Annotated in this window: 16 protein-coding genes; 4 read left to right on the top strand and 12 right to left on the bottom strand. The window is 69.9% G+C overall.

Translation table 11 applies throughout. The features are described 5' to 3' along the window. Positions 1-151 precede the first annotated feature (151 nt). The 10 genes from ABT061_RS09725 to ABT061_RS09680 form a co-directional block, all read right to left on the bottom strand. On the bottom strand, positions 152-2,101 hold the full coding sequence (locus ABT061_RS09725) for a serine/threonine-protein kinase (protein ID WP_350914618.1): 1,950 nt from the start codon (positions 2,099-2,101) through the stop codon (positions 152-154). Next, positions 2,101-4,353 (bottom strand): serine/threonine-protein kinase, encoded by a 2,253-nt coding sequence (locus ABT061_RS09720; protein ID WP_350914616.1) that lies wholly within the window; start codon positions 4,351-4,353, stop codon positions 2,101-2,103. The genes ABT061_RS09725 and ABT061_RS09720 overlap by 1 nt, the downstream gene beginning before the upstream one ends. Before the next feature lie 131 nt (positions 4,354-4,484). Next, positions 4,485-5,018 (bottom strand): YbaK/EbsC family protein, encoded by a 534-nt coding sequence (locus ABT061_RS09715; protein WP_350914613.1) that lies wholly within the window; start codon positions 5,016-5,018, stop codon positions 4,485-4,487. Positions 5,019-5,079: 61 nt separating this feature from the next. Further along, positions 5,080-6,678 (bottom strand): flavin monoamine oxidase family protein, encoded by a 1,599-nt coding sequence (locus ABT061_RS09710; RefSeq protein ID WP_350914610.1) that lies wholly within the window; start codon positions 6,676-6,678, stop codon positions 5,080-5,082. A 78-nt stretch (positions 6,679-6,756) separates the two neighbouring features. After that, positions 6,757-7,611, bottom strand: a complete 855-nt coding sequence (locus ABT061_RS09705) for a M55 family metallopeptidase (RefSeq protein ID WP_350914608.1) — start codon at positions 7,609-7,611, stop codon at positions 6,757-6,759. Further along, positions 7,596-8,813 (bottom strand): DUF6395 domain-containing protein, encoded by a 1,218-nt coding sequence (locus tag ABT061_RS09700; protein ID WP_350914606.1) that lies wholly within the window; start codon positions 8,811-8,813, stop codon positions 7,596-7,598. Before ABT061_RS09700 ends, ABT061_RS09705 begins: the two co-directional genes overlap by 16 nt. Positions 8,814-8,815: 2 nt before the next feature. After that, positions 8,816-9,208: a hypothetical protein gene (locus ABT061_RS09695; protein WP_350914603.1), complete on the bottom strand. Its 393-nt coding sequence runs from the start codon at positions 9,206-9,208 to the stop codon at positions 8,816-8,818. Between the two features lie 77 nt (positions 9,209-9,285). Beyond that, entirely contained in the window at positions 9,286-10,056 is a 771-nt protein-coding gene (locus tag ABT061_RS09690; RefSeq protein WP_350914601.1) for an enoyl-CoA hydratase/isomerase family protein, read from the bottom strand. A 75-nt stretch (positions 10,057-10,131) separates the two neighbouring features. Continuing rightward, positions 10,132-11,274 carry a glycosyltransferase family 4 protein gene (locus tag ABT061_RS09685; protein WP_350914598.1) on the bottom strand — a complete coding sequence of 381 codons (1,143 nt, stop codon included), beginning with the start codon at positions 11,272-11,274 and terminating at the stop codon, positions 10,132-10,134. Positions 11,275-11,308: 34 nt separating this feature from the next. After that, on the bottom strand, positions 11,309-13,429 hold the full coding sequence (locus ABT061_RS09680; protein WP_350914595.1) for an amylo-alpha-1,6-glucosidase: 2,121 nt from the start codon (positions 13,427-13,429) through the stop codon (positions 11,309-11,311). A gap of 312 nt (positions 13,430-13,741) precedes the next feature. On the opposite strand from ABT061_RS09680, the gene ABT061_RS09675 reads away from it, so the two are divergent. After that, positions 13,742-15,613, top strand: coding sequence for a flavin monoamine oxidase family protein (locus ABT061_RS09675; protein WP_350914593.1), 1,872 nt, complete (start codon positions 13,742-13,744; stop codon positions 15,611-15,613). Between the two features lie 54 nt (positions 15,614-15,667). Here ABT061_RS09675 and glgP read toward each other — a convergent pair whose 3' ends face one another. Beyond that, on the bottom strand, positions 15,668-18,247 hold the full coding sequence (gene glgP / locus ABT061_RS09670) for an alpha-glucan family phosphorylase (protein ID WP_350914592.1): 2,580 nt from the start codon (positions 18,245-18,247) through the stop codon (positions 15,668-15,670). A gap of 350 nt (positions 18,248-18,597) precedes the next feature. Here glgP and ABT061_RS09665 point away from each other — a divergent pair, with 350 nt between their 5' ends. Genes ABT061_RS09665 through ABT061_RS09655 form a run of 3 tightly spaced genes read left to right on the top strand, consistent with a single transcriptional unit; the run spans position 18,598 to position 23,786 of the window. After that, entirely contained in the window at positions 18,598-20,718 is a 2,121-nt protein-coding gene (locus ABT061_RS09665; RefSeq protein ID WP_350914590.1) for an alpha-1,4-glucan--maltose-1-phosphate maltosyltransferase, read from the top strand. Positions 20,719-20,764: 46 nt separating this feature from the next. Next, positions 20,765-22,468, top strand: coding sequence for a maltose alpha-D-glucosyltransferase (gene treS / locus ABT061_RS09660; protein ID WP_350914588.1), 1,704 nt, complete (start codon positions 20,765-20,767; stop codon positions 22,466-22,468). 4 nt (positions 22,469-22,472) lie between these two features. Beyond that, positions 22,473-23,786: a maltokinase N-terminal cap-like domain-containing protein gene (locus tag ABT061_RS09655; protein ID WP_350914586.1), complete on the top strand. Its 1,314-nt coding sequence runs from the start codon at positions 22,473-22,475 to the stop codon at positions 23,784-23,786. Positions 23,787-23,881: 95 nt separating this feature from the next. Here ABT061_RS09655 and ABT061_RS09650 read toward each other — a convergent pair whose 3' ends face one another. Then, the gene (locus ABT061_RS09650) at positions 23,882-26,329 is read right to left on the bottom strand and encodes a M14 family metallopeptidase (RefSeq protein ID WP_350914584.1); all 2,448 of its coding nucleotides are present in this window, start codon (positions 26,327-26,329) and stop codon (positions 23,882-23,884) included. Positions 26,330-26,636: the final 307 nt, after the last annotated feature.

The following is a 26,636-nucleotide window of genomic DNA, read 5'->3' as shown; positions in this document are numbered from 1 at the left end:
GCTTGGGACCGGCTTGGTATCGCTCTTCAGGAATCGCCCAAGAAGCCGGGGCCGGCCTAGCCCCGGAGAACACCGGCGTCCGGGTGGCCTCGCCACGTGGGACCGGCCGTCGCGTACGCCCCCGACCGGCCCGTCTCCGCCGGCGGGATCGTCACCTCCAGAACGTCAGGAACCCGAGGCCGAGGCTTGTCATCAGGTCGTCGAGGAGGCCGCCGATGAGATCGAGCACGCCCATCGCGCCCTCGTTCGCCGACTGCCGCCACTGCGTCGTGAGGTTGTCGACGACATCGGTCGGCTGCTGCCACGGGAGGAAGGAGGGCACCACGCTCACCGCGGCCATCACCGCGAAGAACGCCAGCGTGCCCAGGATGATCGTGGTCACCATGCCCGCGCCGGGGCTCCGGATGATCCCGCTCAGCGCGCGGGCGACGGCCTTGCGCGGCTTGCCGCCGCCGGGGAGGACGAACAGCCCGGCCGCGAAGGCGCCGGCCGCGTAGGCGGCCGCGTGGTTCTTGTTCATGTCGCCCGCGTAGACCAGGAACCCCCACACGCACATGCCGAACATGGCGGAGAGCATCGCGGTGACCAGCGTCGCGCACGCGGCCTTGATCAGCGCCCACGGGGTGCCGAGCACCGCGAGCAGCGGGTCGGTGGCGCTGCTGCCCCTGATGGAGCGGCGCTGGACCAGGTCCCCGAACAGGTACTCCCCCACCCGCAGGCAGAGCGCGGCGGCCAGCGCGAACACGCTCACCACCACCGGCAGCACGCAGGCCACCGCCACCAGGATCGTCAGCAGCAGGAACGCGGCCAGCGGGTGGCTGGCGCGGTAGCGCTCCTGCGGCGGGGTCCTGGGCGCGGGCCGCTCCTGCGGCGGGGTGTGCGGCCGTGCCTGGACCGGCGGCGGGTAGTGCCTCGACGGGCCGGTCGGCGGCGGCGCCGGGTATCCGGCCACCCGCTGGTCGGGGTAGGGCGGCGGTGCCGCGCCCCTGGCCTGCGCCGCGGGCGGCGCGGGGACGTAGGGCGGCGGCTGGGGGGCCGGGACGTACGGCGGCGGGGCGGTCCCCGTGCCGGACGCCTGGCCGGACTCCTGCCTCGGCCTGCGCTCGCGCCGCTCCGGCTTGGCGTACTCGACCGGCGGGAGCAGGTCGGCGTAGCCCTCGTCCTGCGGCAGGACACGGGTGCCGTTCGGCGGGGGCGGCGGGCTCTGGCCGTCCAGGATCCTGGTGCCGTCGGTGTTGAGGACCTTCGTCCCGCCGTCGAGGACGGCGGTGGGCGGTGTCTCGTGGAAGGTCGTCACCGTCGGGTCGAGGGCGCGGGCCATCCGGTGCAGCTCCGTCGCGGACGGCCGGGCGGCGGGGTCGACGGCCAGTGCCCGCTTGAGCCAGCCGCGCAGCCACCCGGGGGCCCTGTCGACGTTTGCCCGGCCCTCCATGATGTTGAAGCAGACGACCTCGAAGCTACCCGTGCCGAACGGCGGCTGGCCGGTCGCGCCGAAGAAGACCGTCGAGGCCAGCGCGTGCACGTCGGCCGCCTGGGTGATCTCGGAGTCGCGGATGATCTCCGGGGCGAGGTAGCCGGGGGTGCCGACGAACATGCCGGTCTGGGTCAGCCTGGTCGCGTTGACCAGGTGCGCGATACCGAAGTCGATGACCAGCGGATCACCGTTGACGATCATCACGTTGGACGGCTTGAAGTCGCGGTGGATGACGTCGGCGGCGTGAATGGCCACCAGTGCCGCGCACATGCCCTGCGCCAGCCGGATGACCTGGTCCGCGGGGAGCGGGCCGTCCTGCAGGACGGTCTCCTCCAGCGTGCGCCCGGGGGCGAACCGGGTCACGATGTAGGGCTGCCTGGCCGTCAGTTCGGCGTCGAGCACCTCGGCGACGTGCGGGCTGCGCACCCGCCGCATGGTCTCCACCTCGCGGGTGAGCCGGTCGCGGGCCTTGAGGTCGGCCGCCACGTGCGGGTGCAGGACCTTGACGGCCACCTCGCGCCCGTCCTCGTCGACCCCGAGGTGGACGACGCCCATGCCGCCCTCGCCGATCTTTCTGAGCAGCCGGTACGGGCCCAGCCTCTCGGGCGCCCGCGTGTCCCCCGTCATCACGCCGCCTTCTTTCGTAGGTCGCTCAGTTCGTCCACCACCGTCCCGACGTCGACCGGCGTCCACACCGCCGGCCGTGCCCTGTCTCCCACGGTGCCGATCGCCAGGAAGACCATCAGCGCCGCCACCGCGCCCAGCACCGCGGCGGCGATCATGGCCGCGCCGCGTGACGGCAGCAGTGATGCCAGCGTACGTCGCATCTGGCGGCTGGGGCCCTCCACACCGGGTCCGGCGCAGACGGTCCAGAGCGCGACGGCCGCGCCCCAGCTCAGCGTGTTGGTGATGGGCATGCTCCCGACCAGCACGGCGAGCAGGAGCGTCACCGGCAGGCCGAGGATCAGCGCGTACGGCACCAGGGCGACGGTGATGCCGATCGACTTCAGGAGCGCGGCCGGCTGGCCGAGCACCCGGAAGACGTCGGCAGCCGCCTCACCGGCGGTCCTGCGGGCGTTCAGGGCCGGTTGGGCGATGTCGGCGGCGCGAAGCAGGATCGCCACCGGGATGGCCACCGCGGCGACGATCAGCGGGGCGATGACCGCCGCGACCGTCATGATGACCAGCATCAGCACGCTCACCACCCCGTACGCCTTGGAACGCTGCAATGCGTGCCCCGGCCGCTGCCCGGGGTGGAGCGGCAACGGCGCGGGGGGCTGCTGGGGGTACTGCTGAGGGGGCTGCTGGGCCTGCGCGGGGGGCTGCGGGTGTGAGTAGGGGTAGGGCGGGGGTGCGGGGGTGCGGACGTGCGGGGTCTGCTGCTGATCGAACGGGGCCTGCCGCTGCGGGTACGGCTGCGGGGTGCCCACCTGCGGCGACCGGCCCTGCTGACCCGGCTGCCCCGGGTAGCCACCATGCCGGCCCGGCTGGTTCTGCTGGCCCGGCTGGCCCGGCTGGCCCGGCTGGCCCGGCTGGTTGGTGTACTGGCGGATGTATTCCTGCAGGTCCTGGGGGCGGACCCGCTGGGTGGGGATGTCCCCGTCGGGGACCGGCGCGGTGAAGCCCTGGTCGTCGCCCCTCGCCCCCGGCTGGTCACGGACGGCGGGGCCGGGTGCGGAACCCGCGACGGGCGGGGAGCCCTGGACCGCGCCGGGGGTGCGGGTGGGCACGTCCTCCGGGGCGAGCATGCCGGTGGGCAGGTCGTGCGCGGACTGCTGGGCCGCCGCCTGGCGCAGTTCCTCGGGGGTCACCCGGCGGGTCGGCCACGGGTCGGGCTGCTCCTCGCCGAGCAGCGAGACGTACTCGTGGGGCTGGGCCACGGGGGCGGGGGGCCAGGGGGTGGGTGGGACCGCCGGGCGGGACGCCACCGGGGTCGGCACGTCGCCGGGGTCGCCGCGGAAACCCGGGTCGCCGCGGAAACCGGGATCACCGCGGAAACCCGGGTCAGGGGCGCCGCGAAAGCCGGGAGCGGGGTCGTCGAACTCCGCGACCGTGGTGATCTCGTCCGGCACCCGGGACCGGCCGGTGTCCGGCAGCAGGCGCCCCACCTGCGCCACTAGGTCGGCGGCCGAAGGTCGCCTGGCCGGGTCGCGCTGAAGCGCGGCCCGCAGCACCGGCTGGAGCTCACGCGGGACGGCCTCGACGTTCGCCTTGCCCGCGGTGATGTTGTAGAAGATCATCTCCAGCGTGCCCTTGCCGAAGGGCGGCTGGCCGGTGGCGGCGAAGACCAGGGTGCCCGCCCAGGCGTGCACGTCGACCTCGGGGCCGGCCTCGTGTCCCTCGATGATCTCGGGGGCGAGGTAACCGGGCGTGCCGATGAACATGCCGGTCTGGGTGAGCCTGGTCGCGTCGACGGCCTGGGCGATGCCGAAGTCGATGAGGACCGGCTGGCCGTCCAGGATGAGGACGTTGCCGGGCTTGAGGTCGCGGTGGATCACGCCGACCGAGTGCACGGCGGCCAGCGCCGACGCCACACCGTGCGCGACCCGCAGTAGCGCGGGCAGCTCCATGGGGCCGTCCTGCTTGATCACCTCGTCCAGCGGCTGGCCGGCGACATATCGCGTCACGATATAGGGGCGGTGGCCGGTCACATCGGCGTCGATGACCTCGGCGATGTGCTCACTGCGCACCCGCCGCATCGTCTCGACCTCACGCGAAAGACGGCGACGGGCGACGTCGTCGCCCGCCACCTCGGCGCGGAGCACCTTCACCGCGACCTGTCGGCCCTGTGGGTCGACCGCGAGGTGAACCACACCCATACCGCCCTCGCCGAGCCGCCGCAGCAGCCGGTAAGGGCCCAATCGGTCGTCCTGATTCATGGCATGAAGCACCATATCGGCTTAGACCCCGCCCATGAGATGAACCATCGGGCCACATTTTCCGACTGAATAACGTTCACAGAACCTCGACGGTTTCCCGATTCCCGTTCTCACTTAATCTCATTTTCGCTTCAGTTCGCCAGGCGGAGAACCTGCGCCGTTTTCAACCCGGCCAGCAGGGAGCCCGACACCGCCAGTTTGGAGCGGCGGACCCCGCTGCCGATCACCACCTCAGGATGGGCCGCCACCGCCTCGTCGACGAGCACCGGCCACTCCTCGGGCAGCCCGAGCGGGGTGATCCCGCCGTACTCCATACCGGTCAGCGTGACCGCGTCGTCCATCGACGCGAACGAGATCTTCCGCGCGTCCAGGTGACGCCGGACCACTCCGTTGACGTCGGCCCGCATGGTGGCGAGCACCATGCACGCCGCGTAGCGGACCTCCCCCGCGCGCCTGGCCGCCACGATCACGCAGTTGGCCGACTCGCCCAGGTCCACGCCGTAGCGCTCGCAGAAGGCCGCCGTGTCGGCCAGTGCCGGGTCGATCTCGGCGACCTCGACCTCGCCGAGGACCCCGTCGAGCCCGTCGACCGCCCGCGCCACCGGCTCGGCCAGCAGGTCCAGCCGCTCGGTGGCACTCGTCCAGTCCAGTGTTCCGATCGCCATCGCCGTCTCATCTCCCTCGGATTTCCTTCGCACCGAAAACCTTACGGCCGCGCCGGAGAACTCAGGAGGTCGCGCTCAGCACCCGGCGGTGCAGCTCGGTGACCGTCCTCCTCGCCGACTCCATCGCGCCGGCCTGCCAGGCGATCAGCTGGGTGAGCCAGTCCCCGGCGAAGTAGACCCGCCCCGCCGGGCGCTGGAGGAGGGCGAAAGCCCCCTCGTGGGAGGGCCAGCCCACCCAGCCGCCCTCGATGTGCGGCCTGCGCCGCCAGGCGATCGAGATGCTGGAGCGCAGCTCGGCGCGGTACTTCTCACCGTGGATCTTCTTGCCCTGGGTGAGCGCCCGGCTTCGGCGATCGCGGTGGGAGAGCGCGCCGTAAAGATCGGCGTTCTGCCCGACGTTGTAGTAGCCGACCACCAGGCCACTGCGGGAGTGGTAGCCGTGGGAGGGGTACCAGATGTGGGTGATGTCCAGGTCGGTCTCGGTGACACCGCCGTAGATGCGGTCGTCGATCTCCCACCAGCGCCTGCCGTACTCCAGCCCGATCTTTCCGGCGGAGACCGGTACGGGCGTGCGGAGCGCGGCGGTGACCGGGGTGCCGAGGTTGTGCGGCAGGCGCGCGAGCAGGTGGGGTGGCAGGGAGGCGATGCAGTAGTCGGCGCGGACCGTGCCGCCCTGGTGGGTCACCTCCACCCCGTCGGGCAGGTTCCTTATCCCGGTGACCCGGGTGCCGGTCCTGATCCGGTCGCGGCCGACCGCGTCGGCGAGCGCGACGGCGATCGCGTCCATGCCGCCCACCGGCTGGAACATGGGCATCGCCTGGTCGTAGCCGAAGTCCATGGTGACGGCCCTGCCGGTGCCCGCGGCGAGCACGTCCCGCAGTGAGGGCGCCGCGCCCAGGGGAACGCCCTGGTCCACTCCCGGATAGGTCTCGAAACCCCGCCGTGCCGACCCTCGGTAGCTGAGATCGGGTCCGAGGTCGCCGAAGCGCCGCAGGAACTCCGCCAGCCGCTCACGGTCGTCGGCGGTGAGCCTGCGGTTCAGCGCGCCGGCGCTGCTCGCCTTGGCCAGCAGTTCCGCGACGTAGCCGTACAGGTCCGCGCGGGCCGTACGCGCCCGGACCGGGGCACTCATGTTCTCGTTGTAGACGTACGCCGAGGCGTTGTTGTTGACGAACGTCTCGATGGGGACGCCCAGTTCGCGGCAGTAGTCCATGGTGACCATCCACGGCGCGATCCGCCCGGCCCCCGCGTTGAAGTAGGTGCCCTCCTCGAACGCGGCCGTCTGCGTCTCGCCGTCCAGCTCGTCCAGCCGGTCGCCCGCGCGCAGCGTGAGGTTCCTGCCGCCCACCCGGTCGGACGCCTCCAGAAGCATGCAGTCGTATCCGGCCTTGCCCAGCTCGTAGGCGCAGGTCAGCCCGGTGATACCGGCGCCGAGGACGACCACCTTGGCCGCCGCTCTGCCGCTGAGGGAGAAGTCGGAGGGCTGCGGAGGGGTGAACTCTCTCTCCTGGGACTCCGGGGCGAGGCCGAGCGCGCCCATGGCCGCGAACATGGCCCCGGCACCCCCGGCCGCGCCCACCCCGACCAGCAGCGCCCTGCGCGTCAGTCCTCCGCCGCCGGCCGGGGCGGCCTGGGCGACAGGCCCCGTCTCGTCACTCATCGAAAATCGTCAAGGGCATCGGGAACCGTCCGGGGGGCTATTCCAACGGGGACATTTCAAAGGGGACGTAGAGGGAGATCAGCCATAAATGCCGCTGCCGCAGGCGATCTGACCGCCGATCATGGCGAAGACTCCCAGCAGGGCCATGATCTGCGAGAAGTCGTCCGTGGTGAACTCGGTGTGCCGGGGGCCCACCGCCCGCACGCCGGGAATGATCGCGCATCCGGCCGCGATGGCCGTGGAGTTCCACTCGACGCCGAGGGTGAACGGCGGCTCGGGGGCGCAGAGGCGGAAGTCGGCCACCCGGTCGAGTGCGCGGGCGGCTGCCTCGCGGATGCGGGCCTGGGCGACGGCGGGTGGCAGGAGCTCGGCGGCGAACCTGTCGATCCCCTTCTTGACCGCGACGGTCTCCACGTCGCCGAGCAGTTCCCTGGCCTCCTCGCAGACCGCCTCGTCCCCGGTCACCAGGGCCACCGGCACGCCGAGCGCCCCGGCGAAGGAGGCGACGAGACGGGTCTCGCCGCAGACCTCGTCATTGAGGTAGAGGTTCTGGATCTCCCTGCCCATCCAGGTGTGGTTGAGGACGCCGTGCTGGACACCGGCCCGCGCGTGGTAGCCGACGAAGCAGGCCGCCCGGTGGCTCGCGTCGAGTCCCTGCCCCATCCGCATCGGCTTGCCGGGACCACGGAGCAGGGTCGCCCGCTCGTCGAGCAGGTCGATCCTGAGGTTCTTGGTCGAGCCGTGCGCGTCGTTGACGCGTACCGCGGTGGCGCCCGCGTCGAACGCCCCCTCGATGACCGCGTTGGCGTCGCCGGTCATCAGCTCGCAGCCACGCTCGTAGCCCCGCCCTCCGGCCCGCATCTCCTCGGGGTCGGTCAGACCGGTGACACCCTCCATGTCGACCGAGACGTACACCTTCACGCCGTCCCCCACGTCTCGACGCGCCGCACCTCATCCTCGTTCATGAAACCGATCTCCCCATCCACGAAGTCGTGAACCTGCTTGCGCCACGGTTCGGGGATCTCCGCGATCGCGGGCCGGTAGCAGCGGTCCAGCCAGGCGGTGGAGGACTCGCTCGCGCGCAGGTACCCGGCCGCCGCGCCGAAGACGGTGTCCTCGATGCCGGGCACCCTGGCGCAGCCGTACTCGATCATCTCCTGGCCGCCGTACGGCGGCGGCTGCTGCCACCTGCGGGCGACCGGGCGGCCCGCGGTGATCGTGGTGCGGAGCGGGCGGCGCTCGACGGCGGCCTGGATGAGCTCCTTGTACAGGCACTTGCCGCAGGTCCCGCAGGGGCCGCTCACCCCGCGCAGGCACCAGCGGACCTGCCCGCGCAACTCGGAGCCGAGGGCGAGCCGCATCGTGACGGCCTCGCTGACCCCGCCCACCGGGAGCACGATGTGCAGACCGGCCGCGGCGAACGCCCGCCCCCAGGCACCGTGCGGCGCCCACATCGGGTTGTCGGGTGTGTAGCGGAGCAGGTAGCGGTCGCCTCCCAGCCAGCGCGAGCCCAGCTCGTAGCCGAAGGCCAGACCCCCCAGGTCGAGCTCGTCCGCCAGCAGCAGCGCGCCGGCGGCGACCGCGTGGTGCTCGGGGTAGCCGGGGCGCGGCTCGGCGAGCGTGAACTCCAGGTCGGAGCGGACGACGGTCAGCTCGCGCCCGGTCCTGGCGGCCAGCGAGGCCAGCACGTCGGAGCGGTAGTGGGTCCACCGGTTGGGCACGCGCGGGTGGGAGACCCTCTGGAAGTGCACGAAGGGCGCGTCGGGCAGCATCGCGGCCACCGCGACCGAGTCCGCCCCGCCGCTGTAGGAGATCGCCAGCCTGTCACCCGACCGCGCCCGTCCGCCTTCGGGACCGGCCTCGATCCCCCAGCCGTCGCCGATCGCCCCCGCGAGCTCCGGTGAGATCGGCCGGTCGAAGACGACGCGGCGCCGGGTCCACGGCGCGACCACGGTCCACGCGGCGAGGGCGAGCAGGTCGGGATGGATGTCACGCGGGGCCCGCGGCAGTTCGACCCGGAACGAGTTCGTGGCCAGCTTCAGCGGCTGGCCGTCGGCGCAGAGGCCGGTGATGTCGTCCTCGGGGTCCAGCCGGAACGCCAGGTGCCAGGTGCCGCCGTCCGCACTCCAGGTCACTCTCACGCGGTACCCCCGGCGGCCCTGTCTGGAACGCTCCCGCGCACCCCGGGAAGTGCCGCCCGGCCCGTGCCCTCTCCCGCGGCGCGGTCCACGGCCTGCCAGAGCAGCACCTCGTTCTGGAGGACCCCGTCCAGCGCGACCGCGGTCTCCTGGGCCAGCCGGTGGGCGTCGTCCCAGCGCCCGGCCCGCGCGGGGTCGAGAGCGACCCCGGCCACCCGCGCGCGGAGCTCGACGACCTCCGCGCGCAGCGAGGTGACCTCCCTGGCCAGCGTCTGGACCTCCCAGAGCGCGTCCTTGACGTCCTGCCGGTGATCCGCCCTGGAGATGTACCGGGAATCGAACCAGCCGAGGACCGCCCGCCGCAGCGGAGCGGGCACCAGCGCACGCTTCACCAACCGCACCATAATCCGGCACGATACCGGCAATTTTTAATCATCCATGACCGATCCCAGCAAGCCGGCTGAACGCCTCAGCGGCCGGTGAACTCGGCCTTCGACCTCTCGGAGAAGGCGCGCATGCCGATCCCGGCGTCGGCGGTGGCGAACATGCCGGAGAACTGCAGGCGCTCGATCTCCAGACCGGTGTCCAGATCGGTCTCCAGGCCGTGGTCGACCGCCTGCTTGGCGGCGCGCAGCGCCAGGGACGGCCCCCCGGCGAACTGGGCCGCGTAGGCGAGGGCCTCGGTGTACACGTCGTCGTCGGGGACCACCCGGTCCACCAGGCCGATGGCCAGCGCCTCGTCGGCGGCCACGTGGCGTCCGGTGAAGATGAGGTCCTTGGCCTTGGCCGGGCCGATGAGCCTGGGCAGCCGCTGGGTGCCTCCCGCGCCGGGGATGAGGCCGAGCAGGACCTCGGGCTGGCCCAGCTTGGCCGACTCCCCCGCGATCCTGATGTCGGCGCACAGGGCCAGCTCGCAGCCGCCACCGAGCGCGTAGCCGGTCACGGCCGCGACGACGGGCTTGCCGATCCTCGCGACGGCGGTGAAACAGTCCTGCAGGGTCCGCGAGTGGACCGCCATGTCCGCGTACGACATGTCGGCCATCTCCTTGATGTCGGCACCGGCCGCGAAGACCCGTCCCCCGTAGACGACCACGGCGCTCACGTCCCCATCGGCGTCCACCTGCCGGGCGCACTCGGCGATCTCCAACTGGACCTGCCGGTTGAGCGCGTTCATCTTCGGCCGGTCGAGCCTGATCGTCGCGACCCCGTCAGCCTTCTCCACCCGCACGAACTCACCCATGGACGTCCCTCCATCAAGATTCACAACGCGACCGGTCCGATGCCGGCCGCGCCGTGATCCAACATAGAGCGCCGCTCAGTTGACGGGCATGGCCAGGTCCCTGCTCCCCGCCGCACTCTCCGTCGCGCTCGCCGCGACGCGCTCTCCTACCCGCCTCGACGGCCCGGCGATCACCCTGCGATAGATCGCCTCGTACGCGCGGGCCATCGTCTCCACCCCGAAGAAACGCTCCGCCCGGGAGCGGCAGGCGTGCGGGGCGAGCACGCCGGCCGCCTCGATGGCGGCGGGGAGCTCCGCGGGGGCGCTCCGGATGAATCCGGTGACCCCGTCCACGACCACCTCGGGCACCGCACCCCGGCCCAGGGCGACCACGGGCGTGCCGCAGGCCATGGCCTCGATCATCACCATCCCGAACGGCTCCTCCCAGAGGACCGGGAAGACCAGGCACCTGGCCGCGGCCAGCAGCTCGCGTTTGCGGGCGGTGTCGGCCTCGCCGACGTATTCGGCGTCGGGACCCAGGCGTGGCCTGACGTAGGCGTCGAAGTAGTCGTGCTCGGTCTGCTCCGTGAGCTTGCCGGCCAGCAGGATGCGCCGCCCGGCCGCACGGGCGGCGTCGATGGCCAGGTGGGCGCCCTTGTCCTCGCTGAACCTGCCCAGCCAGAGCGTCCAGTCCTCCTTGCGTTCCCTGAAGGGGAAGGCCTCGACGTCGACGGCGTTGTGGACGACCCCCGCCCAGTTCAGGTCGGGGGCGATACGCCGCTGGGCCTCGGAGATGGCGACCATGGACATGCCCTCGCCGAGCACCCGGTAGTACTCGCCGTACTCGCCCCCCACCTCGCCGTGGCAGGTGATCATGGTCGGCACGGCCTGCGCGGGCGCGGTCAGCGGACCGGCCAGGGAGTGGTCGTGGATCACGTCCACGACGAGCTTCGAGCCCATCGCGTACGCCCTGGCGGCGTGCAGGACCTCGGGCAGCGCCTCGCCGATCCGCTCGGACGGCGCCCGCCCGTAGGTGGCCAGGAAGCGCGCCGGCGTCCCCGCCGTGCCCGCCCCGATCATCGTGACGTCGTGCCCGCGCCGGGTCAGCCCGGCGACGAGGCCCGCCACCATCGACTCGATGCCCCCGTAGCCGTGGGGCGGTACGTCGTACCAGGGCGGCGCGACCATCAGGATGCGCATGCCGTCGGACCACTCCGGGACAGCTCTGGAAGAAACCATGGCGACCTCACCTGGAGAGAGACGAAGGAAACGGTCAGTGCACCTGCCTCAGGGCGGCGGTCAGCGGGCTGCGCGGCGCGTTGATCAGGGTGACCCCGTCCGGCAGCCCGCTGATGGCGGCGCCGGACGCGCCGACGTCGATGGTGACCCTGGAGTCCGCGAGCGGCAGCCCCTGGATCCGCAGGCCCTCCAGCCCGACCGGATCCAGCCACACCCGCCCGTAGGGAATCCACGGCTCGAAGCGCAGCAAGCTCCTGACCAGCTGGATGGGGCTCGCCGCGGCCCACGCCTGCGGGGAGCAGGAGGTGGGGTACGGCACGGGCCAGGTGAACTCGGCCCGGTCGAACCCGCAGAACAGCTCGGGCAGCCGCCAGCCGAAGGCCTCGGCCGCGTCCAGCAGGCCGTAGGCGATCCGCTGCGCCTCCCGCGTGAAGCCGTAGCGCATCAGCCCGGACGCGATCAGGGCGTTGTCGTGCGGCCAGACCGAGCCGTTGTGGTAGCTTATCGGGTTGTAGGCACCCATGGTGGAGGCGAGGGTCCGCACCCCGTACCCGGTGAACATCTCCGGCGAGAGCAGTCGCTCGGCGACCTGTGCGGCCCGGTCCTCGTCGACGATGCCGGCCCACAGGCAGTGCCCCATGTTGGAGGCGAGACTGTCGATGGCGCGCCCGGCGCCGTCGAGACCGACGGCGTAGTAGCCCCGGTCCGGCAGCCAGAAGCGCTCGTTGAAGGCGTCCCTGATCCGGCTCGCGCGGGCCGTCCACTGCTCCTCCAGAGTCGCGTCGCCGACCTCGTGGGCGAAGTGGGCACGGGCGATGTAGGCGGCGTAGACGTAGCCCTGGACCTCCGCCAGGGCGATGGGCGGGCGGGCGAGGGTGCCGTCGGCGAAGTTGATGCCGTCAAAGGAGTCCTTCCATCCCTGGTTGATCAGTCCTTGGTCGGTCTTGCGCCGGTAGGACAGGAACGGGTCGGCGCACCTGTTGATCCAGTCGAGGGCGGCGTCGGCGTGCGGCATGAGTTCCTCGACGGCCTCCCCGTGCATGCCCCATCGGCGCAACTCGCCCAGGACCATCACGAACAGCGGGGTCGAGTCCACCGAGCCGTAGTAGGCGCGGCCGGCCTGCGGCGTGGCGCCGACCTGGGTCCCGAAGCGGAGCTCGTGCAGGATCTTGCCCGGCTCCTCCTCGGTGAGCGGGTCGTTGACGGTGCCCTGGAGCCTGGCCAGGCGGCGCAGGGTGCCCAGCGCCAGGCACTGGTCCATCTGAAGCGCCATCCACGAGGCCAGCAGCGAGTCGCGGCCGAACAGGGTCATGAACCACGGTGCGCCCGCGGCGATGGTCGGCGGTTCCTCCGGCCTGTCGGATTCGAAGAGCCGGAGCGCGCCGAGATCCTCCTTGGAGCGTTCCAGCACCTTTGCCAGGAGGCGGTCGGAGGTGACGACGACCGGGCTGAGGCGCTCCCAGTCGGCCCGGCGCCTGGCGGGCTCCGCGTGCTCCAGGGGATAGCGCGTGGAGAACCAGGCCGGCGACTCCTCGCCCTCCAGGATCGGGTTGACCTGCAGGCTGACGGTCCACTCGCCCCGGGTGGGCACCACGACCCTGAAGATGAGCATGCCCGGCACGGCGAACGGCGCCGGCTCCGCCACCACCCTGGTACCGCGCGAGCGGCAGGTGGAGATGATCAGCAGCCCCGATCTGTCGGCCGTCATCTCCACGTCGGCCACGTGCCTGACCCGGCCCGCCTTCACCTCGAACAGGTCCGCCACGTCGGAGGCCACGTGGATGTCGACGACGCATCCGGCGGGCTCGTCGGCCAGGTTGCGCAGGGTCAGGTCCTCACGGAGGCCGCCGCCGACGTAGCGGTCCCTGATCACGAGCAGACTGCTCTCGGCCCGCCCCGGGCGGGGGCCGGCCCTGCCGAGGAACGTCGCGTGGTACGGCTCGGCCGGCAGCACCCTGAGGGGCTCCACCACCGTCTCGTCCACCCTGAGCTCCCAGCGCGAGAGCAGCCGGGTGTCGGCGTGGTAGACACCCTGCGCCCCGCCGGGCCGGATGTCGCCGTTACGCGCGCACACGCAGAAGGAGCCGCCCTCGACCAGGGTGACCGTGGTGTCGCCCAGCGGACCCGGTTGCCCCTCGAACGTCCATGCGTTCAATGCTCACTCCAGCTTGTGCGATATGTCGGCTATCTAGCCATTCCCACATAAAAGGAGAGAGAACTAGGCAAAAGAGGTCCATTATCACGTTTTGCCCGATAAAAGAGCTTTTGTCCGATCCGGCTTGATATTCCGCCCCCGGGCGCCATCACCCACCCACCGGCCCTCCGTTCGTCCATTGCGACAAAAACCGCAAAAAAACAGGCTCCGTCACATCGGTTGGAGTCACAGCTTGGAAGATCCTGGCACACCGGAAGGCAAACCGATAGTAGTCATCTCATTACCTAGAGTGACTAGCGACAGGAGGATGCCGTGACAGGTATCGACCGGCGAGGATTCGCCAGGCTGGCAGGGCTGGGCGCGGTGGGGGCCATGGGCTCCGCCGTGGCCCCCATGGCTCCCACGGCCTCGGCCGCCCCGGCCCCCATCGGCCCCCGGCGGGAGCCGCGCGACGGAGAGCGCTGGGACACCTGCCTGAAGGTGGCACGGGATCTGCTGCTGATCGACGAGGACGGCGCGGACCTCAAACTCGAATACCTCAAGGTGCTGATCGACAAGGGCCTGCCCAGGACCCGCAGCCCCAAGAGGATCCTGGTCGTCGGCGCCGGGATCTCCGGCCTGGTGGCCGCCACGCTGCTGAAGCGGGCCGGGCACCGGGTCACCGTCATCGAGGCCAACGGCAACCGGATCGGCGGCCGGATCAAGACCTTCCGGACCGGTTTCGCCGACCGACGGCAGTACGCCGAGGCGGGGGCGATGCGCATCCCCGACTTCCATCCGCTCACCCTCGCGCTGATCGACAAGCTCGGCATCTCCCGCCGCCTGTTCTACAACGTCGACGTGCGGCCCGGCGACGCGGCGAGCGGACCGACACCGCCGGTCGTCTACACCTCGCGCCGCGGACCGGTCTGGCGCTCCGGGCCGTCCCGTGGGGAGTTCACCGCACCGCAGCGGGCGAACCACACCTGGATCCGGGTCAACGGCATCTCGCAACGGCGCGACGAGTACGCCAGGGACCCACGAAAGATCAACGCCTCGTTCGGGCTCAGGGACGACAGGACCGCGGGAAGGATCCTGGACGAGGCGCTGGATCCGGTCAGGGACTACTTCTCCGTCGTCCGCGGCTCCGAGCGGGTCGACAAGCCGCTGCCCGAGCTGATCGAGGGCTGGGCCCGCGTGCTGTACGACTTCGACGACCACTCCATGAACCGCTTCCTCCGGGAGCACGCCAAGCTGAGCGACGCGGCCATCGACGCCATCGGCACCATCGAGAACCTGACCTCCCGGCTGCCGCTGTCGTTCATGCACACCTTCCTCACCCGGAGCCTGGTCAACCCGTCGGCGACCTACTGGGAGATGGCCGGAGGCAGCCGGGAGCTGCCCTACCGGCTGGAGCCCGGGCTGCGCAGGAACATCCGGATGGACCGCCGGGCCGTGCGGATCCAGCACACCGCCCGGGGGGTGCGCGTCGAGACGGTCACCGAGACGGGCAGCACCGAGTCCGTCTTCCGGCCCCAGGGCAGGGGCGAGACGTTCGAGGGAGATCTCGCGATCATCACGATCCCGTTCTCCGCGCTGCGCCACGTGGAGATCACCCCGGCTCTGCCCTACCCGAAGCGACGCGCGGTGATCGAGCTGCACTACGACTCCGCGACCAAGGTGCTGCTGGAGTTCCGCAGACGCTGGTGGGAGTTCGACGAGCGAGACTGGAAGCGCGAACTGGGCCCCCGCTACCGCCCCGGGCCCGCGAGCCACGTGACGGGCGGCGGCTCGGTCACCGACAACGCCAACAGGTTCATCTACTTCCCCTCACACCCGGTGCGCGGCAGCGAGGGCGGCGTCGTGCTGGCCAGCTACGCATGGGCCGACGACGCCTCCCGGTGGGACTCCATGGACGACGCCGAGCGCTACGGCCACGCGCTGCGCGGACTGCAGGAGGTGCACGGGGAGCGCATCGCCGACTTCTACACCGGCCATGGCCAGACCCAGAGCTGGCTGCGCAACCGCTACGCCTTCGGCGAGGCCGCGGTCTTCACCCCGGGCCAGATGACCGAGATCCACCCCGCCATCACCGCACCCGTCGGGCGGCTGCACTTCGCGGGCGAGCACACCTCGCTCAAGCACTCCTGGATCGAGGGCGCCCTGGAGTCGGCCGTCCGTACGGCTCTGGAGGCCAACGCCTGACGGCGCCGTCCACCCGGCGCGTCCACCCGGCGCACGCGCCGGGTGGACGCGCACTCAACGGAGGGTGCCGTTGGTCATGCCCACCGGCTCCTCCGGCACCGTGACCAGGCCGAGTTCCGCGGGTGATGCCACCAGGGAGTGGTCGGGAACGACCCGGACCGTGTAGCCGAAGGGGCCGGTGCGCTCCAGCGGGATGGTCCCGCCGAAGACGGCCCTGCCGTCGTCACCCACGTTCTCGACCGTCAGGTCGGCGTAGGCGGGGGCGGCCAGGTCGTCGTGGTCCCCGACCCGCCCGTAGGCCGCCTGGACCCGGATGTCACCGGACTCCAGCTCGCCGAGGACGATGGTGGCCTTCAGCCCCAGGGACGATCCGAGCTCGGGGGTGTCGCCGAGACCCGAGGCCTCCACGTGCTCGACCCGCACGCCCGGCCAGGCCCTGCCGACCCTGAGCTTCCACGCCGCGAAGCTCCTGGCCTGCTCGTACCCGTCACCGGACAGGGCGCGCGCGGAGGAGGCCGCGGGGGCGTAGAGACCGACCACGTAGTCGCGGAGCATCCGCCCGGCGAGCACCTTGGGGCCGAGCGAGGTCAGGGTGTGCCTGACCATTTCCAGCCAGCGCCGGGGCAGGCCGTCCGCGCGGTCGTAGAACCGGTCGGCCACCTCGTGCTCGATCAGGTCGTAGAGGGCGGTGGCCTCCAGCTCGTCGCGGCGGTCGGGGTCGGCGACGCCGTCGGCGGTGGGGATGGCCCAGCCGTTGGTGCCGTCGTACCACTCGTCCCACCAGCCGTCGCGGATGGACAGGTTGAGCCCGCCGTTGAGCGCCGCCTTCATGCCGGACGTGCCGCACGCCTCCAGCGGGCGGAGCGGGTTGTTCATCCACACGTCGCAGCCCTGGACGAGCAGCTGGCCCAGGGCCATGTCGTAGTCGGGCAGGAAGACGATGCGGTGCCGCACATCCTCTGCGTCGGCGAACTTCACGATCTGCTGGATGAGCTTCTTGCCGCCCTCGTCGGCCGGGTGCGCCTTGCCCGCGATCACGATCTGGACCGGCTTGACCGGGTCGAGCAGCAGCGCCCGGAGCCTTTCGGGGTCGGACAGCATCAGGGTGAGCCGCTTGTACGAGGGCACCCGGCGGGCGAAGCCGATGGTCAGCACCTCGGGGTCGAGGGCTTCGTCGATCCAGCCGAGCTCTGGCGGGGAGGCGCCCCGGTTGAGCCACGACTGGCGGAGCCGGGCGCGAGCCGCCCTGACCAGCTTCTCGCGCAGCCTCCCCCGGATGCCCCAGACGTCGCCGTCGGAGATCTTGGTGATGCTCTCCCAGCCCTGGGCCTGCTCGACCAGCGTGGGCAGCTCCTGGCCGGCCAGCTCCATGATCTCGCGGCCCACCCAGGTGGGCGCGTGCACGCCGTTGGTGATGAACCCGATCGGGACCTCGTCGGCGTCGAAGCCGGGCCAGAGCCATTGGAACATCTCCCGGCTCACCGCGCCGTGCAGCTCGGAGACGCCGTTGACGCGCTGGGCCAGCCGCATGCCCATCGCGGCCATGTTGAACTTGCCCGGCTCGTCCTCGGCGCCGAGCGCGAGGATGCGGTCGACCGGGACCGTGGGCCACGCGTTGTCGCCGCCGAACTGGCGGGCGATCATCTCCGTGGGGAAGCGGTCGATCCCGGCGGGCACCGGGGTGTGCGTGGTGAAGACGGTGCCGGCCCGCACCGCCTCCAGCGCCTCGTCGAAGGAGAGCCTGGCCTCGGTGAGTTCGCGGATGCGCTCCAGGCCGAGGAAGCCGGCGTGCCCCTCGTTGGTGTGGAACACCTCGGGCTCGGCGTGCCCGGTGACCCGGCAGTAGGCCCGGATGGCGCGGACGCCGCCGACGCCGAGCAGCAGCTCCTGGAGCAGGCGGTGGTCGGTGCCGCCGCCGTACAGGCGGTCGGTGACGTCTCGGGCCGCGGTGTCGTTCTCGGCCACGTCGGAGTCGAGCAGCAGCAGCGGCACCCTGCCGACCTGGAGCACCCAGACCTGGGCGTGCAGCGTGCGCTGCTCGGGAAGGCTGAGCTTGATCCGTACCGGGGTGCCGTCCTGCTCCTTCAGCAGGGTCAGCGGCAGGCCGCCCGGATCGAGGGAGGGGTAGTGCTCAAGCTGCCAGCCCTCGGGCGAGAGGGACTGGGTGAAGTAGCCGTGCCGGTAGAGCAGGCCGACGGCCAGGATGGGCACGCCGAGGTCGCTGGCCGCCTTGAGGTGGTCGCCGGCGAGAATGCCGAGGCCGCCGGAGTACTGCGGCAGGGCGGCGGCGATGCCGTACTCGGGCGAGAAGTAGGCGATGCTCCGGGGAGCGTCGGAGATGGTCTGGTACCAGCGGGGAGCGGTCATGTATTCGCGGAGATCGTCGGCCGCGTCGGCCAGCCGCCGCAGGAAGCGGCGGTCGGCGGCGAGCTCGCGGAGCCTTTCGGCCTCCACCGCACCCAGCAGGGCGACGGGGTCGTACCCGACACGCCCCCAGATCGCCGGATCGACCTCGCCGAACAGATCCAATGTCTCCGGGTGCCACGACCAGCGCAAATTCAGCACGAGCTCCCCGAGGGAGGCCAGCTCGGGGGGCAGGACGGTGCGGACGGTAAACCTGCGAATAGCTCTCACGGTGCCAGACCCTAGTTACTCAGCGCCACGAGGGCGACTCAAACACTCACCCGTCTCCCTCTCACCGTTATCAATCACCCCCAAACACATCAAAGGCAGGTGATCGCCTGTTAGGACAACTCGCCGAAGAGTAAGAGGTCCCGCACTCTATCCACCGGCACGCATGAAGATGGACTATTAGGGCACCGGACATACGAGCCAGAATGCACTGCCCTCGGAACCGGCCGTCCCGGCAGGGCAGGGTTCCGCCCTGCCCCGAGAACGGCCGCCGGGGACGCTTGAAAATCGAAGATCCTTCCTTGCTGACTTCCCCGGCGGTACCGGGCGTGCCGCCGCTACCTTGAGACGCGATGATCGGACGAATCCCAATCCTGGACATCTACCCCACGGTCGAATGCGGGCGTTACCCCGCGAAGGCCGCCGCGGGTGAGACCTTCGAGATCTCCGCGACCGTGTTCCGCGAAGGACACGACGCGGTCGCCGCAGGGGTCGTGTTCACCGGCCCCGACGGCGTGCGCGGGCCGCTGCTGCCCATGGGCGAGCTCGGGCCCGGCACCGACCGCTGGGGCGTGGAGGTGACGCTGCCCACCGAGGGCGAGTGGCGCTTCCGGGTGGAGGCCTGGGGTGACCCCCTGGCCACCTGGCTGCACGACGCGAGCATCAAGATCCCGCGCGACCTGGACGCCGACCTGATGTGCGAGGAGGGCGCCCGGCTCTTCGACCGCGCGGCGAGAGCCGTACGGGCCGCCGACTGCGGGCCGGCGACCGGCAGTGTCGCGACCGGCAGGCCGGTGAGCGGCAGGACCCCCGCGGCGAGGACCGCGAGACGGGGCAAGGTCACGCAGGCACACGCGTGCGGGCACCGCGCCGCGCTCCAGGCGGTGGCCGCCAGGCTCCGTGACACCCGGATCGACCCGCGTGCCCGGTTCACCGTCGCCCAGCTTCCGGAGACGGCCGCGCTGCTGCACGCGCACCCCCTGCGCGCGCTGATCACGAGGTCGTCGCCGCGCTCGGTGGTGGTCCACCGCCGCAGGGCGCTGTTCGGGTCGTGGTACGAGTTCTTCCCGCGCTCCGAGGGCGCGATCATCGAGCGGGACGCAGCCCCCAAGTCCGGAAATTTCCAGACTGCCGCGAAGCGGCTGCCGGCCGTCGCGAAGATGGGCTTCGACGTCGTCTACCTGCCGCCGATCCACCCGATCGGGCAGAGCTTCCGCAAGGGGCGCAACAACACCCTGACCCCCGAACCGTACGACCCCGGCTCGCCCTGGGCGATCGGCTCGCAGGAGGGCGGTCACGACGCCATCCACCCCGACCTGGGCACCTTCGAGGACTTCGACGCCTTCGTGGCGAAGACCCGCGAGCTGGGCATGGAGGTCGCCATCGACCTGGCCCTGCAGTGCGCACCCGACCACCCGTGGGTCACCGAGCATCCGGAGTGGTTCAACATCCGCGCCGACGGCTCGATCGCCTACGCGGAGAACCCGCCGAAGAAGTACCAGGACATCTACCCGCTGAACTTCGACAAGGATCCCCAGGGGATCTACGAGGAGATCAGGCGGGTGGTGCGGCTCTGGATGGATCACGGCGTGCGGATCTTCCGGGTGGACAACCCGCACACCAAACCGGTGGCCTTCTGGGAGAGGCTGCTGGCCGACATCAACGCCACGGACCCGGACGTGCTGTTCCTGGCCGAGGCGTTCACCCGGCCGGCGATGATGCGGACGCTGGCCAAGGTCGGTTTCCATCAGTCGTACACGTACTTCACCTGGAAGAACTCGCGCTCGGACGTCGAGGAGTACCTGAGCGAGCTCTCCCACGAGACGTCGTCGTACATGCGGCCGAACGTGTTTGTTAACACTCCGGACATTCTCCACGAGTACCTTCAACATGGGGGAGTCCCGGCATTCCTCATCAGAGCAGTACTTGCGGCGACGGCGATGCCGACCTGGGGCGTCTATGCAGGTTATGAACTTGCGGAGAATGTACCGGTTAGACCAGGCAGTGAGGAATATCTAGATAGTGAGAAATATCAATACAAACCCCGCGATTGGGTAGGGGCTGAGCGGGAGGGACGTAGCCTTGCCCCGTTCATCACGCAACTCAATTTGTTCCGAAGAGCGCACCCGGCGCTCCAGGAACTGCGTAATCTACGGTTTCACAGCGTTAACCATCCGGACATGGTCTGCTTCTCCAAGCGGCTGCCCGGCGCCTACGACACGGCCACACGACGGCACGGCCTGGGCGACGTGGTCCTCGTGGTCGTGAATCTGGATCCGCACAACACCCACGAGGCGACGGTGTCGCTGGACATGCCCGCCCTCGGTCTCGACTGGCAAGCCGAGTTCGTCGTGGACGACGAGCTGTCGGGCGAGTCGTATCGATGGCGGCAGGACAACTACGTGCGCCTCGATCCCCACATCCACCCAGCGCACGTCTTCACTCTGCGTGCAGCGGCGGCGAACCAGCGGTGAGCCGGCCGGGTACGCGTATACCGGCAGAACAGCGGGGAGTCCACTGGTGAGTCAGCTACCTGAGCCAATTCCGAACACCTTCGACGAGGAAGAGCCGCGCGATCCCTACTGGTTCAAGCGCGCCGTCTTCTACGAGGTTCTCATCCGGGGTTTCGCCGACTCCAACGGCGACGGCACCGGAGACATCCGCGGTCTCATCCAGAAACTGGACTACCTCCAGTGGCTCGGCGTCGACTGCCTCTGGCTGCTGCCGCTGTACGAGTCACCGCTGCGCGACGGCGGGTACGACATCGCCGACTTCATGAAGATCCTTCCCGACTTCGGGGACCTCGGAGATTTCGTGAAGCTGGTCGACGAGGCGCACAAGCGCGGCATGCGGGTCATCGCCGACCTGGTGATGAACCACACCAGCGACCAGCACCCGTGGTTCCAGGCCTCCCGGCACGACCCCGAGGGTCCTTTCGGCGACTTCTACGTCTGGAACGACCACGACGAGCTCTACAAGGACGCCCGGATCATCTTCATAGACACCGAGACGTCCAACTGGTCGCACGACCCGGTCCGGGGACAGTACTACTGGCACCGCTTCTTCTCGCACCAGCCGGACCTCAACTACGAGAACCCCGACGTGCAGGACGCGATGCTGGAGGTGCTCCGCTTCTGGCTGGACCTCGGCATCGACGGGTTCCGGATGGACGCCATCCCGTACCTGTTCGAGCAGGACGGCACCAACTGCGAGAACCTGCCCAGGACCCATGAGTATCTGAAGCGGGTCAGGGCGGAGGTCGACCGGCTCTACCCCGACCGGGTGCTGCTGGCCGAGGCCAACCAGTGGCCCGCCGACGTGGTCGAGTACTTCGGCGACCCCGCCACCGGTGGCGACGAGTGCCACATGGCGTTCCACTTTCCGCTGATGCCACGCATCTTCATGGCGGTCAGGAGGGAGTCGCGTTACCCGATCTCGGAGATCATGGCCCAGACGCCGAAGATCCCGGAGAACTGCCAGTGGGGCATCTTCCTCCGCAACCACGACGAGCTCACGCTTGAGATGGTGACGGACGACGAGCGCGACTACATGTACTCGGAGTACGCCAAGGATCCCCGGATGCGCGCCAACGTCGGCATCCGGCGGCGGCTGGCGCCGCTGCTGGAGAACGACCGCAACCAGATCGAGCTGTTCACGGCGTTGCTGCTCTCCCTGCCCGGTTCTCCCGTGCTGTACTACGGCGACGAGATCGGCATGGGGGACAACATCTGGCTTGGCGACCGCGACGGGGTCCGTACCCCGATGCAGTGGAGCCCCGACCGCAACGCGGGATTCTCCGACTGCGACCCCGGCCGGCTGTATCTCCCGGTCATCATGGACCCGATCTACGGCTACCAGGCGCTCAACGTCGAGGCCCAGCAGCGGAGCGCGGGCTCGCTGCTGCACTGGACCAAGCGGATGATCGACATCCGCAAGCGCCACTCGGTCTTCGGCCTCGGCGCGTTCACCGAGCTGAACTCCTCCAATCCGAGCGTCCTGGCCTACGTACGGGAGCTCGGCGACGACCGGATCCTGTGCGTCAACAACCTCTCCAGATTCCCGCAACCGGTGGAGCTGGACCTCCGCCGCTTCGAGGGATCGATTCCGGTGGAGACGATGGGCGGGGTTCCTTTCCCACCGATTGGCGAACTTCCGTATCTTTTGACGCTCCCTGGGCATGGGTTCTACTGGTTCACCCTGCCGCCCGTATCCCAGGAGGCGTAAAGCCGTGTTGACGGAGCTCCTTACCGGTTGGATCACCCATCAACGATGGTTCGCCGGTAAGGGGCGTCCGATCGACAATCTCGTCGTCGACTCGGACGTGCAACTCGGACCACGCCTGCGCCACCTGATCATCTCGGTGCACCAGGCGGGGGCACGCGACCGGTACCAGTTGCTGCTCGGCACCGACGCGCCCGATGAGTACCGCTTCAAGCCCGCCCACATCGGCGAGGACTACTACGACGCCGCCTATGACGCCGACCTCACCTGCGTCCTGCTGACAGGCATGGCGGAGAACCGCGATCTGGGCCCGCTCCGCTTCCGCCACCTCGACGGGGTGGAGATCAACACCTCCCTGCGGAGCCTGGTGCTCAGCGCCGAGCAGTCCAACACCTCCCTGGTGTACGGCGACACCTACATCTGCAAGCTGTTCCGCCGCCTGACCCCCGGGGTCAACCCGGAACTGGAGATCGTCACCGCCCTGGCCCTCCGTGACGGCACCCACATCGCGCGGCCGTACGGCTGGATCGAGACCGACCTCGACGGCGAGCCCACCACGCTGGCGATGACCCAGGAGTTCCTGTCGAACTCCAACGACGGCTGGGCGCTGGCACTGGCCAGCGTCCGCGACCTCTACGGCGCCCTGGAGTCCTCGGCCTCGGAGGCGGGCGGCGACTTCAGCGCCGAGTCCTTCCGCCTCGGCGTGGCCACCGCCCAGGTCCACCACGAGCTGGCCGCCGCCTTCCCCGTCGACGTGATCGAGTCGCAGGAGGTCAAGCGGATGGTCGAGGAGTTCGGCCGCCGCCTGGCCGTCGCGGTCGCCGAGGTGCCCGAGCTCCGCGCGCACGCCCATGTCGCCGAGGAGGCGTACCAGCGGGTCTCCGAGGTGGCCAGGGAGATATCGGTCCAGCGCGTCCACGGCGACTACCACCTCGGCCAGGTGATGCGGACCCCCACAGACTGGATCATCCTCGACTTCGAGGGCGAGCCTGGACAGCCCATCGCCGAGCGCCGGGCCCTGGCCTCACCGCTGCGCGACGTGGCCGGGATGCTCCGCTCCTTCGACTACGCGGCCCGCCACCTGCTGGCCGACCATGTCGACGCCGACGAGCTGCGCCCCCGCGCGGTCGAGTGGGCCGAGCTCAACCGCTCCTCCTTCCTGGCCGGCTACTCCGCCGGAGGCGGCCATCTGCGCGCCGAGGACGCCGTCCTGCTCCGCGCCCTGGAACTCGACAAGGCCGCCTACGAGGTCGTCTACGAGGCCCGCAACCGTCCGACCTGGCTGCACATCCCGATGGCCGCCTTCAGAACCGGCCATTAGGCGCCCGCCCGCGGCGCGCGGAGATCGTCGGCGTCGCCCCTCATCGGGACGGCCGCCGGTCGGTGGACCGGCGGCCGTGCGAACGTCAGGCGGGGTCAGCGAGCGTCGCGGACCTCCACCTTCTCCTTGCGGTAGTTGTTGCCATTGCCCTCGGGCTTGTAGTTGCTCTCGACGTTGCCCGCGATGTCCACGGCGAACCAGTGGACGTTGGAGGTCTTGTCGAGCGTGATCTGCTGGGAGCCCTCGCGCATTCCCGCGGCGAGAAGCTTGGTGGAGTTCAGCGTCGGCCGGCTGCCGTCCAGGGTGTAGTAGACGTTGGCGGGCTCGTCGACCTCGAAGGTGAACGTGGTCGACGTGTCGGTCCGGTCGGTCACCTTCACCGTGGAGGCGGGTTTCTTCTTGTCATCGGCGTACTCACGGGCCACCTCCAGGATGCCGATCTGGCCGGACGAGAACTCCATCGCCTCCTCGTGGCCCTCGGCGAACGGCGGCTGGAAGCCGACCGCCTCGAAACGCTTGGTCTGCGGGTTGTAGACGTCCGCGCCGACCTCGAAGCTCCAGCCGATGATGCCCCGGTTGTACCAGTGCTCGTCGGCGCTGTTACCGGCCGCGGAGTACAGCACGTCCGGGATCGGACCGGTGCGGCCCGGCCAGATACCGTTGCCGCGCCAGGACTGGACGCTGGAGAGGATGTGGTTGGAGGCACTCCAGAAGAAGTTCTCCGTACCGAAGTCGGGCCGCGGCAGCGTCTCGCGCCCGGCGGTCTTGTACGCGCCCGGAGCCCACATGAAGTAGCCGCCGTAGGAGTGCGTGTTCATCGCGAACTTGATGTTCGGGTACTGCTCGGTGATCCAGACCTCGTTGCGCGCCTCCGGCTCCGACAGCTCGGCCGGGCCCGCGTAGGTGCCGCTGGTGCAGGTCGCCGAGGCACCGCTGTAGCCGTCGAACAACGAACCGACCGAGAAGTTGCGGTTCAGGTCCACACCCCAGGCGTTGCGGTTCGCGGGGTCGGCCGCGTTGACCGGGCAGTGGTTGGTCATGGTCTTGCGCTGCATGTTGTAGTCGTACACGCTGTAGTGCCCGCCGTCGGGGTTGACCGTGGGCATGATGAAGATGTCGAGGTTGTCGACCAGCTTCTTGGTCTCCCCGTCACGGGCGTAGTTGCGCAGCAGCCGCTCGGCGGTCTCCACACAGGTCAGCGGGGTCACCCATTCGCGGGCGTGCTCCTGGCAGTAGAGGAACACACCGACCTTCGAACCGTCCCGCTGCTTGCCGATGCGCAGCGCCTTCATCTGGAACGGGTCGCGCGAGACGGTGGCCGGCGCCTTGAGGTTGTCGGTCAGCTTCGTCGCCACGGCCGCGGCGACGAGACCGGCACCGGCGTTGCCCCGGTAGGTGGCGGCGGTCAGCAGCGCCGACGCCGCGGCGTTGCCGTTGAGCGCCGTGACCACCTGGGCGGCGGTGCTGTTGATGGCACCGGACGCGTCGGTGCCGAGGTTGACCACGACGTCCTTGCCGCTCACCGAGACGCTCAGCGCGGCCGAGGCGGCGTCCGGCTTCACCAGCGCGACGCTGAGGTCGTTGCCGCCCTCGTGCCCGTACGCCTTGGAGGTCACGTAGAGCGTGCTCGCCGCGACGGTGCCGAACTGGGCCTGCGCCTGCCGGCGGTAGCCGTTCGTCTTGTTGGGCAGGTCGATGATCTGCGAGATCTTCGGGAACTCCTGGGCCAGGCCGGAGATCCGGTTGGTCACCTCGGTCGGGTCCATGTAACGGTCGACGAAGTCCGCGACGTAGTGCTTCTTCGGGGCCTTGCGCTTCTCACCCAGCCACTTGGTCACCGGAACCGTGGCCGTACCGCCGCGGTTGCTGGTGATCGTGGCCTGGGTGGGAACCGCGGTGAGGGCCAGCGGCGCGCTGAACCGGTGGTACATGTACTGGCCGGCGTCGGTGAAGCGCGACATCGTCGCGGTGCCGCCCGAGTCGGGGGCCGTCCCCTTGCCGCTGTCCCAGGTGACGGTGAGCACCGTCGCCGCGTCGATGGCGCTCGACTTCACCTCGATCGACAGGAAGTTCTGGTCGTCGAGGCTGGTGAACCACTCGGCGCGGAGCGGGGTCAGCGTGTCGACCTCCGCCGCCGCCTGGATCTCGGCCGCGACGGCGCCCCGCCGCTGGATCAGGTTATCGGCGACCTCCGTCTGGTCGGAGATCTTGCCGACTATGTTGAATCCGAGATCGCGGAGGTTCTGAGCCTCCTCTGGGCTCAGAATCGCGTGCATCTCGAACCCGCCGTCGACGGGCTTCTTGTACTCCGCGAGGTCGACGCCCATGGAGTTGAGCCGGTCGATGCCGGCCTCGTCGGGGACGATGACGCGCAGCAGCGCCACGCCGTTCTGTTCGGTGCTGGACTGACGGTCGGGGACAACCTCGCTGGCCGGCGGGGACGGCTCGGCGAGAACGGGGAACGAGCTGAAGCTCAAGGCAACGGGAAGAGCGAGCACGACCGCGATACGGCCGAGCCTCCTGCCATTGAGAGAACTCCTCATGAGAGATGCCTCCAGTTGGCGCACGCCTCCGGGTATTGGGTCAGCCCGGTAGAAAGTACGCAATTGGCAAGAATCTTCACCAGAGGACGGATCTTCGTCAAGGCCTCAAATCAATGCATTCTACGCATCCAACAACTTTAGGGTAAAATTTATGTGAAATTTATACATAAGGTACATGTTTTGAGATGTAGCCGCCGTAGCTCTCAACCTCAAATTTTGCCGGATATAATCTAATTTGTCGCTTTTAAGATGGTTTGAGGGTAATCCTGCCCCCGCTGCTGCCTTCTCGCCGAGTGGCCGGCCGCAG

The organism is Streptosporangium sp. NPDC002544, from assembly GCF_040295965.1.
In the GTDB taxonomy this organism is placed as follows: domain Bacteria; phylum Actinomycetota; class Actinomycetes; order Streptosporangiales; family Streptosporangiaceae; genus Streptosporangium.
The sequence above is the reverse complement of the archived record's forward strand: the minus strand, read 5'-3'. Positions and strand labels throughout refer to the sequence as shown.